13 protein-coding genes are annotated in these 15336 nt (G+C 63.7%); 7 read left to right on the top strand and 6 right to left on the bottom strand.

The features are described from left to right. Window positions 1–194 precede the first annotated feature (194 nt). Both XH88_RS09315 and XH88_RS09320 read right to left on the bottom strand, forming a co-directional pair. On the bottom strand, window positions 195–1313 hold the full coding sequence (locus tag XH88_RS09315) for a hypothetical protein (protein ID WP_271615095.1): 1119 nt from the start codon (window positions 1311–1313) through the stop codon (window positions 195–197). Between the two features lie 2 nt (window positions 1314–1315). Next, window positions 1316–2017 (bottom strand): FecR family protein, encoded by a 702-nt coding sequence (locus XH88_RS09320; protein ID WP_271615096.1) that lies wholly within the window; start codon window positions 2015–2017, stop codon window positions 1316–1318. A 205-nt stretch (window positions 2018–2222) separates the two neighbouring features. Between XH88_RS09320 and XH88_RS09325 the strand changes: the two genes are divergently transcribed. Further along, entirely contained in the window at window positions 2223–3485 is a 1263-nt protein-coding gene (locus XH88_RS09325; RefSeq protein WP_271615097.1) for a phospholipid carrier-dependent glycosyltransferase, read from the top strand. Between the two features lie 52 nt (window positions 3486–3537). Here XH88_RS09325 and XH88_RS09330 read toward each other — a convergent pair whose 3' ends face one another. Continuing rightward, a complete protein-coding gene (locus tag XH88_RS09330; protein WP_271615098.1) occupies window positions 3538–4179 on the bottom strand; it encodes an OmpA family protein in 642 nt (213 codons plus the stop codon). A gap of 379 nt (window positions 4180–4558) precedes the next feature. Between XH88_RS09330 and XH88_RS09335 the strand changes: the two genes are divergently transcribed. Next, complete coding sequence (locus XH88_RS09335; protein ID WP_271615190.1) at window positions 4559–4804, top strand: hypothetical protein; 246 nt, start codon at window positions 4559–4561, stop codon at window positions 4802–4804. Window positions 4805–4849: 45 nt separating this feature from the next. Here XH88_RS09335 and XH88_RS09340 read toward each other — a convergent pair whose 3' ends face one another. Further along, window positions 4850–6559 carry an FAD-dependent oxidoreductase gene (locus tag XH88_RS09340; RefSeq protein WP_442868429.1) on the bottom strand — a complete coding sequence of 570 codons (1710 nt, stop codon included), beginning with the start codon at window positions 6557–6559 and terminating at the stop codon, window positions 4850–4852. A 46-nt stretch (window positions 6560–6605) separates the two neighbouring features. Next, complete coding sequence (locus XH88_RS09345) at window positions 6606–7073, bottom strand: MarR family winged helix-turn-helix transcriptional regulator (RefSeq protein WP_271615099.1); 468 nt, start codon at window positions 7071–7073, stop codon at window positions 6606–6608. Window positions 7074–7324: 251 nt separating this feature from the next. Between XH88_RS09345 and XH88_RS09350 the strand changes: the two genes are divergently transcribed. After that, window positions 7325–7573, top strand: a complete 249-nt coding sequence (locus XH88_RS09350) for a hypothetical protein (RefSeq protein ID WP_271615100.1) — start codon at window positions 7325–7327, stop codon at window positions 7571–7573. Between the two features lie 112 nt (window positions 7574–7685). Next, window positions 7686–8846, top strand: a complete 1161-nt coding sequence (locus XH88_RS09355; protein WP_271615101.1) for a winged helix-turn-helix domain-containing protein — start codon at window positions 7686–7688, stop codon at window positions 8844–8846. Here XH88_RS09355 and XH88_RS09360 read toward each other — a convergent pair. Beyond that, a complete protein-coding gene (locus tag XH88_RS09360) occupies window positions 8788–9267 on the bottom strand; it encodes a ribosomal maturation YjgA family protein (protein WP_271615102.1) in 480 nt (159 codons plus the stop codon). The two genes, XH88_RS09355 and XH88_RS09360, sit on opposite strands and share 59 nt — an antisense overlap. A 76-nt stretch (window positions 9268–9343) precedes the next feature. Between XH88_RS09360 and XH88_RS09365 the strand changes: the two genes are divergently transcribed. The 3 genes from XH88_RS09365 to XH88_RS09375 all read left to right on the top strand — a co-directional run bounded on the left by XH88_RS09365 (window position 9344) and on the right by XH88_RS09375 (window position 15308). Next, window positions 9344–10672 (top strand): MFS transporter, encoded by a 1329-nt coding sequence (locus XH88_RS09365; protein WP_271615103.1) that lies wholly within the window; start codon window positions 9344–9346, stop codon window positions 10670–10672. A gap of 216 nt (window positions 10673–10888) precedes the next feature. Then, window positions 10889–11995: an efflux RND transporter periplasmic adaptor subunit gene (locus tag XH88_RS09370; RefSeq protein WP_271615104.1), complete on the top strand. Its 1107-nt coding sequence runs from the start codon at window positions 10889–10891 to the stop codon at window positions 11993–11995. Window positions 11996–12170: 175 nt separating this feature from the next. Next, window positions 12171–15308, top strand: a complete 3138-nt coding sequence (locus tag XH88_RS09375) for an efflux RND transporter permease subunit (RefSeq protein ID WP_271615105.1) — start codon at window positions 12171–12173, stop codon at window positions 15306–15308. Window positions 15309–15336: the final 28 nt, after the last annotated feature.

The following is a 15336-nucleotide window of genomic DNA, read 5'->3' on the forward strand; positions in this document are numbered from 1 at the left end:
CCTTGACCGGGCGATCCAGTATTCCAGAGGCTTTCATCGGGGAGCTCGCTTCTGCAACGTCCGCCGCGGCGTACTGGATGCCTCGGTCCCGGCTCCGCTAGGCTACGCCGGACCCACAACGGTGCTCGTCCGGCGAAGCTTTAGCGAAGACAGCAAGCCGGGGGCATGACAGCGGAAGTCGAGACGCCCGTCCTCTAATAATTTATCCGCAGCCCCACGCCGCCGTGGATGGTGTTGCCCACTGGCTGCGGCCCGAGCGTGCCGTTGGCGAAGAGGTCCACGATCCAGCCCTTCTGCACGCGGAAGCCGAGGCGGCCACCATACTCGAACCAGCCCTGGTTGCCCATGGTCGGCACTACGGTGCCGTCGCCGGTCACAGTGGCGACGATGCCGCTATGGCTCGCGAACGACTGCACCCAGCCGCCGTTAATATTGGTTTCGATGTTGCCGGCGAAGAGATGGGTCCATTGGCCGCCGATCTTGACCAGGCTGGTGCGGTCGGTGCCATCAGCAATGTTGGCGTCGAAAGGATTGAATGCGGTCGTGTTGTCCGCGTAACCCGACACGCGCTGCCAGAGCTGCCAGAGCTCGACGAAGGCCGCGACCTCGTCGCGCGGTGACAGGCGGCTCATCCAGCCGGCGCGACCATAGACTGCGTAATTCGCGGCGTTGGTTGAGCTCGTCACGCTCACCGGACCTAGGCTGGTGTTGTAATTGCGGGTATAGCGCGCCTTCTCCCACGGAGTCAGGATCGTGCCGACGTCGAAGAACGGACGCGACGAGCCCCAGTCGGTGAAATCATAGCGCAGCGCGAAGGCGCCGATCGGTGCGCTGGTGACATGATAGCCGCCCTCGCTGTAGTGCGTGTAGGCGAGGCCGGCCAACAGCGACAGATTGGGCGTCAGCTCCTTGCGGCCGTGGATGCCGGCCGAGAACGAGCCGGCCGAGCCGAACGCGCTGACGCAGTCGCTGCAATTGACCTGTTCGTTGACGCCGAGCAACACTGTTCCGAGCACCCGGTTGGTGATCATCTGGTTGAAGCGCTGGCCCGCGAGGCTGCCGACCGAGTTGCCGCTGGAATCGGCGCCAGTCGGCGCCGGGGGTGGCGCCGGGGGTGGGGTTGGGGTTGGGGATGGGGTCGGGGTCGGAGTGGGCGACGGAGTTGGCGAGGGATAAGGCACCGGCCCGCCGCATTCGGATTCACAGAAGCTCGCGGCTGCGGCCGGACGGATGTTGAGCGTGAACAGCGCAAGCGCGGCGGTTGCGGCCCATGCGCCCGCCAGGACAAGCCTTTTGAAGCCGAGCCTGGCCATTGTCAGCGCCCGCACAGCGTGTCGTCGTCATGGACGGCGGGGCTGATGGTCGGTGAGGCGTCGGCATATTGGTTGACGGAGCAAAGCCCGGCATTGGCGGCGCAGTTGGCCGCGAAGGTCCAGGGCGGCGTGTTGGTTTTGGTGATGGAGACCTTGCCGCCGGTCGAGGTGATGACCGCGGTGTCACCCGGCTGGGTAAGCTGAACGCACTGAAAGTTCAGTGTGCAGACGCTGGCCGCGCCCTCCTGAAGCACCACGACCGAGCGGCCGCGCTGCGACAGGATGTCGAGCGTGGTGCCGCGCACACCGATGGTCGCGAGCGGAGTCGTGATCTTGTAGGCGGTCTTCTGCGAATGGCCTGTGACGAAGCGGAAGGCGCCAGTGGCCATGCGGATCGCGACGTCGCGATAGCTGTGCTCGTCGTTGAAAACGGTGCGGTCGAGCTTCAGCGTCGCGCTGGGCCCAAGCGACAGATTGGTGCTGTCGGCCATCACGAAGCGCGCTGCGCTGTCGGCACCGGTGCGCACGGTCTCGTCGCGCAGCATGCTGTCGCCGACACTGATGGGCGTCGTGGTCGCGGCGACGCGAACCACCTCGTTCTGGACAAGGACGGCTTCGCCGACGCGAGTCTGGGCCTGCGCACCAGGCGCCGCGCACAACGCGGCCGACAGCAGAGCGGGGAAAAGCAGAAAACGCAAATTCATTTCGTAACCGATCGAGGTCCCTGATCGCGCACGCTTGCGTTGTGGCAGAATTATCACAAACGACGCGGGACGAGCGTTAGCTTAGTGACAGTTACGGCAGAATGCGTTCAATGGATCGGCTGAGTTGTTTTTTATTCGCGGTGACGTAGATTTGCCACGTAAAATAGCCCTACAGCAGTCGCGCGAAGCACATGCGGTTCCGAAGGTGTCGCGAAGCACAGTGATTGCTGTCGCGATCTTCCTAGCCACTCATTTCGCGCTGCTGATCGGACTGGTGACACCGGAAAAATTCGTCTTCGACGAGGTGCATTACGTGCCGGCGGCGCGGCAGATGCTCGGCTCCACTGCGTCGCAGCCGATGCTCAATCCGATGCATCCGCCGCTGGCGAAGGAGCTGATCGCGATGTCAATCGCAGCATTCGGCGACAATGCATTGGGCTGGCGTTATCCGGCGACGCTGTTCGGCGCGCTCGCGATCGTTGCGATCTATCTCTGCGGCCTCGCGCTGTTCTCCGCACAGGGACCCGCGATCGCGGCGGCACTGATCGCGGCGTTCAACCAGATGATCTACGTACAGGCGCGCATCGCCATGCTGGACATCTTTGCGCTCGGCTTCGGCCTGCTCGCCATCGCCGCCTTCATGCACGGCTTCCGGCGCGAGCGGCCGCAGGCGCTGTTTGCGCTCGCAGGCAGCCTGTTTGGTCTCGCTGCCGCGTGCAAATGGAGCGGGCTGTTTCCACTTGGTGTCTGCATCGGCATCGTTGCGGTGATGCGCCTGATGCAGGGCTGGCACACGCTATTTGCCGATGCCAAGCCAGGCGACTGGTACCGGCCCGGTCTCTGGCCGGAATTCAGGGGCCATCATGCCGCGCTCTGCTTCGCGCTGTTGCCGGCCGTGACGTACCTGCCCGCTTTCGTTCCGCTTTGCGGTTTGTCGTTGCCGGATCTGCTCGAGGCGCAACGTCGGATCTTCACCGACAACACCACCACTGCGATCGCCGGCCACACCTATATGAGCTCGTGGCCGTCCTGGCCGCTGCTGGCGCGGCCGGTGTGGTTTCTGTTCGACAAGACGACGGAAGACAACGTGGCGGCGATCGTCTTCCTTGGCAATCCCTTGGTGCTGTGGCCGGCGCTGCTCGCGCTCGTCGTGGTGCTGCGCGACTTCGTCGTCGCGCGCCGCTGGGATGCGTTCTTGATTGCGGCATTCTATTTCGGGCCCTGGCTTGCCTGGGCGCTGCTGCCGCGCACGCTGGGCTTCATCTACTATTATCTGCCGGCCGCCACCGCGGCCTCGCTCGCGCTGGTCTATGTGCTGCGCAAAGAGGGCCTGCCGCGCTGGCTGTTGTGGGTGTATGTCGGCGTTGCCGCGATCGGCTTTGCGGTGATGCTGCCGATTTCAGCCGCCTTCGTCGGCACGTCGATGCAGATGTTCAACAGGCTCATGCTGTTTCAGAGCTGGATCTGACAACAGAAAACCGCCCGCCGCTGTCGCGGCAGGCGGTTGTCAATGGCTGCAATCACTTCGAAGCCGTCTTGGTGTCCATGTTCACGACCTGGACGCGGCGGTTGATCGGATCGGCGCCGTTGGCGGCGTCCTTCAGCCTGGTCTTGCCATAGCCGACGGTGACGAGATCGTTGCCGTCGAGTCCGTAATTCTGCACCAGGTACTTCTTGATGGTGTCGGCGCGGCGCTCGGAGAGACCCTGATTGTACTCTTCCGAGCCGATCGCGTCGGTATGGCCGGCGACCACGAAGGTCGAGCCCTTCAGCGACGAATCGGACAGCGCCTTGCCGAGCGCCTGCACCGAGGCCACCGAGGTCCTGGCAATCTCGGCCGAGTTATAGTCGAACTGGATCTCCAGATCGATTTTCGGCTTGGTCGCCGCGAGCTCCGCGATCTGATCGCGCTCACCCAGCGAGAGCGAACGGGTCGGCCGGTTGCGCACGGTGTTCAGGAAGGCCGCTTCCTTGGCTTGGGCCGTCGGATCGGCCTGCGGACCGGCGGAGAGGCCGCGGGTGATCGGCTTGGGTTTCAACGCATCCAGGATTTGGCTGGCGGAGACGTTGGTGTCGCCGGCGCAAGCCAGACCCGCCGTCATCGACAGCACAGCCGTGAACGTGATCGCCTTCAGTCCGAAAGTCTTCCTGAAATGGGTCATTGTCGTATCCTCGCTGTCACGCCTGATGCCGATTTGATGCTGCGAGCATAAGGAAGGTTCAACGGCTCAGATGTGATCCTCGTCACGTTCATGGCCGGGCGCTTCCAGGTTACGCTATGCCCTTTGGGGAACCGGCAGCTGCGCTTCCGGTCTGCCGCAGGCGCGCCGTGGGCATAGTTGAAACCTGTGTACACCGTTCGTCGCAAAGCGGTCGCGGCATGGTCCGCTCACGGACAAGCTTTCGGCCAGATGCGCGCCTAGCAAGCAGCTTCATCCGACATTGCAGACGAGGGGAGCCGAGTTCCATCCAGTGCCGAGGCCAAGTGACTATCAATTCTATCGCAGCGGCCCGCCGGATCGGACTGTGTCTCTGAATTCCATGCCCATCTATATCGGTGCGGCGATGATCGCGGTGGCGATCCTGCTCTCGACCCTGATCACGGGGCTGACCAGCCGCTATGTCGGCTTCGAAGCTCCGACCGACGAGAACATGTGGCTGGTCGACCGCCTCACTGGAACTGTCTATCGCTGTCAGTCGGAGGGGCGCGGCAAGGCCAATTGCGAGCCCGACATCGCCACCGGCAGCGTCAGTGGCCAGCCCAAGGCGTCAAGGGACGGCCGCTGAGCGCTCCTGGTTTTGGCCGCAACCCTGGTGCCGCACGCGAATTGGTCAGCTTGCCAATCGGCTCGCATCGCTCGCATCATGTCCGAGCGCGCGCGCAAAGACGCGCCCGATCGCTCCGACCTCTGACGCGGCCCCGCGCCAGGCCACTATCTGGTCGGGACGTATCAAAGCGAGGTCGGCGTCATAGAGATCGCCCAAGGCTGGCGGCAGCGTGACCAGCTTCACGTCGACGCCAAGCTGACGGACGGCATCGGCGACCGCCGTTTGAGCCGAGGCAGCTTCGCCGAACTGCAGCAGCGTCCACTCGAACCCGAACAGATCGTACAAGGATGCGCCGTCTTCCAGCCAGGCGTGCGGCGCACGACCGCCGGGACAGGCGGTGGGCACGTAGAGGTTCGCCGCATCGGGCGGCGGTTGGCTGCCATCCGAGACAATGATCGGCGAGCCGTCGTAGCGGCCGCCGAAGGTCACGCCTGGGATGTTGAATTCGGCTCGGGCGTGCTGCTCGAGATAGGCGCCCGCAATCCGCCGGGCCTCGCGGCCTTCCTCCGTTTCGAGCTCGATCTCAGGTGCGGGTGCGAACAGACCAAGAGAGTCGGCAAAGCGCCGCGCATAGTCGGTGTTGCGGAGCGCCACCGGACGCCGTTCGACCTCGTAGCTGTCGAGCAGCGTTGCCGGGCTCAAGCCCTTGATGACGCTTGCGAGCTTCCAGCCGAGGTTGACCGCATCCTCGATCGCGGTGTTGTAGCCGAGCCCCCCGGTCGGCGTGAACAGATGCGCGGCGTCGCCGCCGAGGAAGACCTTGCCCCGCTGCATCCCGTTCGCGACCAGGGCGTGACCTGCGGTCCAGGTCAGGAAGGACAGCACCTCGCATGCGATCGGCGCACCGCAGGCGCGCTGGAAGGCGGCCCTGGCCTCGTTCGTCGTGATCGCATTCTCGTCTTCGCCCCGTTGAAGCTGGGTGTGAAACGCGAACTCGTCGCGCCCGTTCACGGAGGCCATGAAAGCCCGGCGGTCGCCGTTGAAACAGTTGTACATCCAGGCTTTGGCGTGCGGGACGCTGGCGTAAAACTCGGGCGAACGGAGATAGACCGCCAGCATGCGGCCGCCCATGAAATCACGCTGCGTCCCGGTCTCGCCGCCATAGACGATCCCGAGCGATTGCCGGATCATCGAGCGCGGCCCGTCGGCTCCGACGAGGAAGCGGGCCTGCACGTGAAAGCGGTTGCCATCATCGAGACGTTCGATCTCGCCGACGATGCCGTCGTCGTTTTCGATGTAGCTGACCAGCCGGTGGCCATAGTTCAGCGCGATGCCGGGAAGCCGTTCGGCATGGCGGCGCAGCACGGCCTCGACATATTTCTGCGAGACCCGGTGCGGCAGCTCCGCCGCGCTCCAGGAGCCGGACAGGCCCTTGATGAGTTCGCTCGCGCGTGACGAGGACGGCAAGGCAAAGCGCGCGAGTTCGTAACCGGTGTAGCGGGTGAAATACGCAACATCGGTCGGATAATCGGCGGGCAATCCTTCGCGCCTGATCTCGTCGGCAAAGCCCAGCCGCCGATAATGCTCCATCGAGCGCGCCTGGGTCGCATTGGCTTGCGGATTGAAGGCAGTGCCCGGCTTTTCGTCGACCAGGATCGCGGATACGCCGCGCCGGCCCAGCTCGTTGGCCAGCATCAGCCCGCATGGTCCCCCGCCCACGATGAGTACCGAGGCGGTATGACACATCTCCAACACGCTTCCCTCTCCCAGCATCATCCTGCATGGTAAGGAAGCCTGACGATCTCGTCAAGTAACCTGACTAATTCTCGTCATCGAGGGTGTCGAACTTTGCGCCGTAGAGCGCCAGGCCCTTCAGGATCGCATCCATGGCAGACTTGCCGAGCTCACCTCGCATCTCCTGTTCGGCGATGTCGACGGCTTCGCGGAACGCATCGAGCCATTCCAGTCCGGAGGGCGTAAACTTGACGATGCGCGCGCGCTTGTCGGTTGGATCGGCCATGCGGTCGACGAGGCCAAGCTCGGCGCATTGGTCGACCAGCTCGCCCATCGCCTGCTTGCTCATCGAGGCGCGGCGAGCGAGCTCCGTCAGGCGTGTCCCCTCCACATCGAGATTGCGGGTCAGGCTGACATGCGCGATGCGCGTTTCGTCGTGCCCCCTGTCGCTCATCAGCTCGAGCACGCGCGCCTCGAAGCGTCGCACCGCGTTGTTGAGCAGGCGGCCGATATTGGCATGCCGCCACGCTGTTCCGGCCTTCTTGCTCCCCAAGTGATGTGCTTTCGAATCGAGCCTGGATGGTTGCCGGAGTGTGCGTCGCCGGCGTCTTTGTGTCCATCCAAATGCCCGGCTGCGGAGGCGCGAACGGAAACGGTCTTGCCGGTCAGTCAAGTGGTCGGCCGGTCCCATGATCGCGCCGGCCGCAAAAAAAATGTCTTCTCCGCGAAACGTTGTCGGTGGAGAATACGTAACTGCGAATGCCGGCATGACGCCGGTTTCATTTTACTTAAGGAGACTTCTCGATGAAGACCTTGCTCACCGCCGCAGCCTTTGTCGCGTTCGCCTTCTCTCCCGCATCCGCCGCGATGATGGCGTGCACCAGCGACAACATGATGAAAACGACGGCCATGATGACCGGTACCGCCGACACGCCCGCCAAGATGGCTGCCAACAAGGAAATGGCCATGGCCAACACCGACATGAGCAACGGCAAGATGAAGAGCGCCTGCATGCACTATATGAAGTCGCAGAAGGCGATGATGATGAAGTAGGCGCAACGCGCGCCATTATCCGGGCCGCGCTGTCAGCAGATGGCAGCGCGGCCTTTTCTTTTGCAGTCCCGACCTATCTCCTTGCGCGAATCTCGCTACATTGCCTTCCGCAATGTCCCGCGCACCCAAACCCTTTCCACTCCCCACGAAACAGGCCCGGCAGATCTGGCTGCGCGCCCAGCGGCTCGACACGCGTGCGCCATTCGGAGAAGGCGCGCAGGCTGTGGCGGAAGCGATCGCTCATCTCGGCTATGTGCAGATCGACACCATCAACGTCATCGAGCGCTGCCATCATCACATCCTTTTCAGCCGCATCCCGTCCTATCGCCGCGCCGATCTGCGTCACGCCCAGAGCATCGACAAAAGCGTGTTCGAGTACTGGACCCATGCGCTGTCCTATGTGCCGTCGGACGATTTTCGCTTCTTCCTGCCGGCCATGCGGGAACACAAGCGCGAGGGACACAAATGGTACGCCTCGGTAACCCCGGCCGATACGCGCAAGGTGATGCGGCTGTTGCGAGCCGGCCCGCTGACGATCCGCGACATCGAGGACGACGTGCTCACCGAGAAGGAGCATCTGTGGCAGAGCCGCAAACCCTCGAAGCGTGCGCTTCAGCTTGCCTTCTACACCGGCGTCGCCACCATCAGCGCGCGGCAGGGCATGCTCAAGACCTATGATCTGATGACGCGGCATTTCGGCTGGGACAAGCTGCCGAAGCCGGCCTCGCCCAAGGAGATCGCGGCCTATCTGCTCGACCGCGCGTTGCGCGCGCAGGGCGTTGTCAGCCTGGATTCGGTCTGTCATCTCGATGCACCACGCAAGAAGGCGATCGCCGCGCTGATCGCCGCGCGCGTGCGTCGCGGCGAGCTCGTGCCCGTCGCGATCGAGGGAGCCGGCAAGCAGGAGCATTGGGTGAGCCTTGCGATGCTCGAGCCTGCCGAGGTCTCACCCGAGCTCGTCCACATCCTATCGCCGTTCGATCCGCTGATCATCCAGCGCAAGCGCACCAATCTCATCTTCGGCTACAACCATCTGTTCGAGGCCTATGTGCCGAAGGCCAAGCGCAAGCTCGGTTACTTTGCGCTGCCCGTGCTCGTTGGCGACGAGATCGTCGCCGCGCTCGACCTCAAGACCGACCGGCAGGCCCGGAAGCTCTTGATGCAGAAATGGACCTGGATCGGGCAGGGCAGGAAGACGGCCGGGCGCAAGGAGCTCAAGCAGAAGATCGAGGATGAGCTCGATCGGTTCGAGCGGTTTCAATTGGCGGAGTGAGACGACGCGTTGCGGCGATTTGATCGATCCAAACGCCGAACGCAATTCCGACTGCATACGCCGCCAGATTCCATAGCGAGAAGATACGCCCGAGCAGCAACGCGCCGGCCGTGCTGAGCCGGAACGCATCGAGCCATGGCATGTGCACCAACCGGGATAATTCGGTCACGACGGCGATTCCCATCGCGAGGGCCGCGAGCTGACGCCCGGTCAGCCGCGGCAGCAACACTCCGACCAGCAGAAACACCATCGTCGCCCATAGCAGCGAACCGCCGTACTTCACCACGAAGGCGGGAAGGCCGAGCGGAAAGCCGCACCAGCGCAAGCTGAGCCCGCAGACGATCACAAGCAGTGCCAGTCCGGCACGGATCAGCATCCTCCGTCGCAGCGCAATGATGTTGACCGGCTGGGTGATCTGCATGGCTTCCATTGACTCTTCGTCCCTGATGCTGAAAACCGCCAATCAGCCCATAAAAGCAACAACCCTGGGGGAAGCGATGAGCCAGACCACGACCTATACCGGTTCCGCCGGCGCGAAAAGTGCCGTCGAAACTTCGACCATCCGCGCCATCTCCTGGCGCCTGATCCCGTTCCTGGTGCTGGCCTACTTCTTCTCCTATCTCGACCGCGTCAATCTCGGCTTCGCCGCGCTCACCATGAATGCCGAGCTGAAGTTCACGCCGCTGATCTTCTCCTGGGGCGCCGGCATCTTTTTCATCGGCTATTTCATCTTCGAGGTGCCGAGCAATTTGGCGCTGGAAAAGTTCGGCGCCAGCCGCTGGATCGCCCGCATCATGGTGACCTGGGGCATCATCTCGGCGCTGATGGCGCTCACCAGCGGTGTTGCGAGCTTCTACCTGCTGCGCTTCCTGCTCGGCGTCGCAGAAGCCGGCTTCTTCCCGGGCATCATCCTCTATCTCACCTATTGGTACCCGGCCGAATATCGCGCCCGCTTCCTCGCAGCCTTCGCGATTGCGGTCCCGGTCTCGACCGTCATCGGCGCGCCGATCTCTGGCCTCCTGCTCGGGCTCGACGGCGCCATAGGTCTGAAGGGCTGGCAGTGGCTGTTCATTCTCGAGGGCGTCCCCTCGGTGCTGCTCGGCATCGTCACCTGGTTCTATCTCACCGACAAGCCGGAGAAGGCGGACTGGCTCTCGGCCGAGCAGAAGGCCTGGCTCAAGGCGAAGCTCGATGCAGAACTCGCTATCAAGCAGGCCGTGAAACATCCCTCGCTCGGCGAGGCGCTGTCCTCGCCGAAGGTGATCGCGCTCAGCCTGATCTATTTCGGCTTCGTCGGCGCGCTCTATGGCATGCAGTTCTGGCTGCCGCAGATCGTCAAGGCGTTCGGCCTCACCAATGCCCAGACCGGCTTCGTCACCGCGATCCCCTATCTGTTCGGCACCGTTGCGATGATCCTGTGGGCGCGGCATTCCGATGCGACGCGCGAGCGCGTGATGCATGTCGGCGCGCCGCTGCTGCTCACGGCCGTGGCGCTAGGCGTATCCTCCTATCTCACCGACCCCACTCTGACGATCGTGGTGCTGACGGTGGCTGCGATCGGCGTGTTCTGCTGCTTCGGCGTGTTCTGGACCCTGCCGACCGCCTGGCTCTCTGGTACGGCCGCGGCCGGCGCGATCGCCCTGATCAACTCGATCGGCAACCTCGCCGGATTCGGCGGTCCCTATCTGATCGGCTGGGTCAAGGAAGCGACAGGCCAGACCTCGACCGGCCTTCTCGTCCTCGCCATCCTGCCCCTGATTGCCGGCATCCTGGCCTTCATCGGCGGTCACGACAGCAAGCATGAGTTTGCCGAACAGGACCGGTGAGGGCCAAGTGAACGGCCCGAGGATGGGCAAAGCGCAGCATGCCCCCTGTGCGTGGGAAAGGCGCTTGCGCGCCTTTTGCCCACCCTACGATAGCACCATCCCGACAACGGTCCTGCTGTTCCTTGCCGATCACGCATTCCTGATGACTGACGATTATTGACTTTTATCAGTGATTAGTCGACATTCCTCTCATTACAGACGCAGGAGTGTCCTCCGATGTTCGTTCGGTCCGTTTTGTCCAGCTATTCCAGGCTCTTGGCGGGCGTGTCGCTGGCTTTGATGGCCGCTGCGCTGGCCGGGTGTAATGATACCGTAGCGCAAAAAGCCGAGCCGCCGCGGCCGGTTCTGGTTGCGACTGCGCATTATGATGCCGAGACTCCGGAGCGCAGTTTCGTCGGCACGATCAGGCCTCGGATCGAGAGTGATTTGGGCTTCCGCGTCGCCGGTAAAGTTGCAAAACGCCTCGTGGAGGTCGGTCAGACCGTCGAAGTCGGCCAGCCGCTCGCCACCCTCGACGAAGTTGACCTGAAGCTCCAGGCCGAGCAGGCCGTTGCCGAGCAGACTGCTGCCACCGGCGTACTGGCGCAGGCCGCCGCAGCCGAGCAGCGTGCCAAGGACCTGAAGGCCAAGGGCTGGACCACCGACGCTGCGATGGACTCGAGCCGCGCCGCCGCCGACGAGGCCCGCGCGCGCCTCGACCGCGCGGTCCGCTCGGTCGAACTGACCAGGAATTCCCTTTCCTACGCGACGCTCGTTGCCGACGCCCGTGGCGTCGTCACCGCAACGCTGATCGAACCCGGCCAGGTGGTCGCCGCGGGCCAGGCTTCGATCCGTGTCGCCCGCTTTGCCGAAAAGGAAGCGGTCGTCGCGATCCCTGAGACGCTGGTCGGACGCGCCAGGTCGGGCGTCGCCAGCGTCACCCTTTGGTCCGAGCCGGACAAGAAATATACGGCGAAGCTGCGCGAGATCGCGCCGGCGGCCGATCCGGCGACGCGGACCTATCTCGCAAAATTTTCGCTTCCCGAGGCCGACGACAAGGTCGCGCTCGGCATGACCGCAACGCTGACGCTGTCGGATGCCGCCACCGAGCGCGTCGCGCGTCTGCCGCTGTCGGCGCTGTTCAATGAAGGCGGCAAGCCGTCCTTCTTCGTCGTGGACGACAACGGCAAGGTCACGCTCAAGCCGGTCGCGGTGAAGGCCTACGACAGCAACGACGTCATCATTACCGGCGGTGTCGAGGAGGGCGCAAAGATCGTCGCGCTCGGCGTGCAGAAGCTCGATCCAAGCCAGAAGGTCCGGGTCGTGTCGTCGCTGTCTTTCTAGAGTTTACGAGTTACGTCGTGTGAGGTGAGTTTCGGCCTTTGCCCCTACGCAAAGGCTGAAGCGGCGAAGCGATCCAGAACCTGCCCAGCCCCCTGGATTGCTTCGCTGCCTCCCGACGACGCCTTGAACAGAGCGGCTGTCGTATTTGCAACTGGATCGTTTTTCGGAGAGTGCGATGAAGCGCTTCAACCTTTCGGCCTGGGCCGTCAGTCATCCGACGCTGGTTCTCTTCCTGATGCTCGTGCTCGGCGTCGCCGGCTTCTTCTCCTATCAGAAGCTCGGCCGCGCCGAGGATCCGTTCTTCACGGTGAAGGTGGTCAACGTCTCGGTGATGTGGCCCGGCGCGACCGCACAGGAAATGCAGGAGCAGGTCGCCGATCCCATCGAGAAGAAGATCCAGGAGCTGCCTTATTTCGAGAAGGTGCAGACCTATTCCAAGCCCGGCTTCACCGCGCTTCAGGTGACCTTCCGCGACTCCACGCCGCCGAAGGACGTGCCCTATCTTTTCTATCTGCTCCGCAAGAAGCTGGTCGACGTGCAGGGCCAGTTGCCCTCGGGGATCCTGGGACCGGTCGTCAATGACGAGTTCTCCGACGTCGATTCCATCCTTTACATGGTGACCGGCGACGGCGCCGATTACGCCCAGCTCAAGAAGGTCGCCGAAGGATTCCGTCAGCGCCTTCTCAAGGTGCCTGGTGTGACCAAGGTCGATATGTACGGCAACCAGGACGAGCGCATCTTCGTCGAATTCAGCCACGCCAAGCTCGCCACGCTCGGCATCACGCCGCAGGCGCTGTTCGATTCGCTCGCCAAGCAGAACAATGTGACCCCCGCCGGCACGGTCGAGACCTCGTCGCAGCGGGTGCCGCTGCGCGTTACCGGTGCGCTCGACGGCGCCAAGGCTGTCGCCGAAACCCCGGTCGAGAGCAACGGCCGCGTGTTCCGCCTCGGCGACATCGCCACCGTGACCCACGGCTATGTCGATCCGCCGAGCTTCGTGGTCCGGCAGGAAGGCAAGGCCGCGATCGGCATCGGCGTCGTCACCGCCAAGGGCGCCAACATCCTCGAACTCGGCAAGGACGTCGAGAAGGCTACGGCCGACTTCATGAAAGCCGTGCCGCAAGGCATCGACTTCAAAATGATCGCCGATCAGCCCAAGGTGGTCGAGCACGCCGTCGGCGAGTTCGTGCACTCCTTCATGGAAGCGCTGGTCATCGTGCTGTTCGTCTCGTTCCTGGCGCTGGGCTGGCGCACCGGTATCGTGGTCGCACTGTCGGTGCCGCTGGTTCTCGGCATCGTCTTCATCGTCATGAACACGATGTCGCTCGACCTGCATCGCATCACGCTCGGAGCGCTGATCATCGCGCTCGGCCTGCTCGTCGACGACGCCATCATCGCGGTCGAGATGATGGTGGTGAAGATGGAACAGGGCTGGGACCGCGTGCGCGCGGCGTCCTTTGCCTGGGAATCGACTGCGTTTCCGATGCTCACGGGAACGCTGGTCACGGCCGCCGGCTTCCTCCCCATCGGCTTTGCCAATTCCGCGGTCGGCGAATATGCCGGCAGCATCTTCTGGATCGTGGCGATCGCGCTGGTCGCCTCCTGGTTCGTGGCGGTGATCTTCACGCCCTATATCGGCGTCAAGCTGCTTCCCGAGATGAAGGTGCATCACAATCACGATCCCCACGCGGTCTACGAGACGCGCATGTACAGGGGCCTGCGCGCCATCGTGCAATGGTGCGTCAATCACCGCATCACGGTGGTGGTCGCGACTGTCGGCGTCTTCGTCGCCTCCGTCGTCGGCTTCGGTCATGTCCAGCAGCAGTTCTTCCCGCTGTCTGAGCGGCCCGAACTGTTTCTCCAGCTGCGTCTGCCCGAGGGCACCGCCTTCAACGTCACCGAAAAGGCGGTGAAGCAGGCCGAGACGCTGCTGAAGGACGACAAGGATATCGAGACCTACACGTCCTATGTCGGTCAGGGCTCGCCGCGCTTCTGGCTCGGCCTCAATCCGCAACTTCCGAACGAGGCTTTTGCCGAGATCGTGATCGTCGCCAAGGGCGTCGAGGCGCGCGAGCGGGTCAAGGCCAAGATCGAGGGCGCGGTTGCGGACGGCATGCTGACGGAGGCGCGCGTGCGCGTCGACCGCTTCAATTTCGGCCCGCCGGTCGGCTTCCCCGTCCAGTTCCGCGTGATCGGTCCGGACGCCAACAAGGTGCGCGAGATCGCCTACCAGGTCCGCGACGTCATGCGGCAGAACAAGAACGTCAAGGACGTCCAGCTCGACTGGAACGAGCAGTCGCCGTACCTCAAGCTTGTCGTCGACCAGGATCGTGCCCGCGCCATGGGTCTCACGCCCCAGGACGTCTCGCAGGCGCTGTCGATGCTGATCTCCGGCGCGCAGGTGACGACCGTGCGTGACGGCATCGAGAAGGTCGCCGTCATCGCCCGCGCGATTCCGTCGGAGCGGCTCGATCTCGGCGGCGTCGGCGATCTCACCATCACCTCGAAGAACGGCGTCGCCGTGCCGCTGCAGCAGATCGCCAGAATCGAATATTCCCACGAGGAGCCGATCATGTGGCGGCGTAACCGCGACATGGCCATCACCGTGCGCTCCGACGTTATCGACGGCGTGCAGGCGCCCGACGTCACCAACCAGATCACGCCGCAGCTCCAGCAGATCAAGGACTACCTCGAGCCGGCCTACCGCATCGAGCCGGGTGGTGCGTTCGAAGAGTCTGCCAAGGGCAACGCCTCGATCTTCGTCCTCTTCCCGGTGATGGTCATGGTGATGCTGACGCTGCTGATGATCCAGCTGCAGAGCTTTTCGCGCCTGTTCCTGGTGTTCCTGACCGCGCCACTCGGCATCGTCGGCGCCTCGCTCGGCCTCAACGTCGCCAACGCCCCGTTCGGCTTCGTGGCGCTGCTCGGCCTGATCGCGCTCGCCGGTATGATCATGCGCAACACGGTCATCCTGGTCGACCAGATCGAGAGCGACGTGTCTCATGGCCTGACGCGCCGGGAGGCGATCGTGGAGGCGACTGTCCGTCGCGCCCGTCCGGTCGTGCTGACGGCGCTGGCCGCGATCCTTGCCATGATCCCGCTGTCGCGCTCTGCGTTCTGGGGCCCGATGGCGATCACCATCATGGGCGGCTTGTTCGTGGCGACCTTCCTGACGCTGCTTTACCTGCCGGGCCTCTACGCCCTCTGGTTCCGCAAGAGCTTGGATGAGGCTGGCACCCCCGAACAGCCTGCCGCGCCGCAGCATGGGAGCGATGACGAGCACGCAATTCCGCTTGCTGAGGCGGCTGAATAAGTGAGATGAAGTGCTGATGAGCGAGTCC

It is taken from the genome of Bradyrhizobium sp. CCBAU 51627 (genome assembly GCF_028128765.1).
Lineage (GTDB): Bacteria > Pseudomonadota > Alphaproteobacteria > Rhizobiales > Xanthobacteraceae > Bradyrhizobium.

Coding starts and splice junctions, on each gene's coding strand:
- XH88_RS09330 (WP_271615098.1), bottom strand. CDS start 4,179: ATGACCCATTTCAGGAAGACTTTCGGACTGAAGGCGATCACGTTCACG.
- XH88_RS09370 (WP_271615104.1), top strand. CDS start 10,889: ATGTTCGTTCGGTCCGTTTTGTCCAGCTATTCCAGGCTCTTGGCGGGC.
- XH88_RS09315 (WP_271615095.1), bottom strand. CDS start 1,313: ATGGCCAGGCTCGGCTTCAAAAGGCTTGTCCTGGCGGGCGCATGGGCC.
- XH88_RS09350 (WP_271615100.1), top strand. CDS start 7,325: ATGAAGACCTTGCTCACCGCCGCAGCCTTTGTCGCGTTCGCCTTCTCT.
- XH88_RS09340 (WP_442868429.1), bottom strand. CDS start 6,559: ATGCTGGGAGAGGGAAGCGTGTTGGAGATGTGTCATACCGCCTCGGTA.
- XH88_RS09375 (WP_271615105.1), top strand. CDS start 12,171: ATGAAGCGCTTCAACCTTTCGGCCTGGGCCGTCAGTCATCCGACGCTG.
- XH88_RS09335 (WP_271615190.1), top strand. CDS start 4,559: ATGCCCATCTATATCGGTGCGGCGATGATCGCGGTGGCGATCCTGCTC.
- XH88_RS09320 (WP_271615096.1), bottom strand. CDS start 2,017: ATGAATTTGCGTTTTCTGCTTTTCCCCGCTCTGCTGTCGGCCGCGTTG.
- XH88_RS09360 (WP_271615102.1), bottom strand. CDS start 9,267: ATGCAGATCACCCAGCCGGTCAACATCATTGCGCTGCGACGGAGGATG.
- XH88_RS09365 (WP_271615103.1), top strand. CDS start 9,344: ATGAGCCAGACCACGACCTATACCGGTTCCGCCGGCGCGAAAAGTGCC.
- XH88_RS09355 (WP_271615101.1), top strand. CDS start 7,686: ATGTCCCGCGCACCCAAACCCTTTCCACTCCCCACGAAACAGGCCCGG.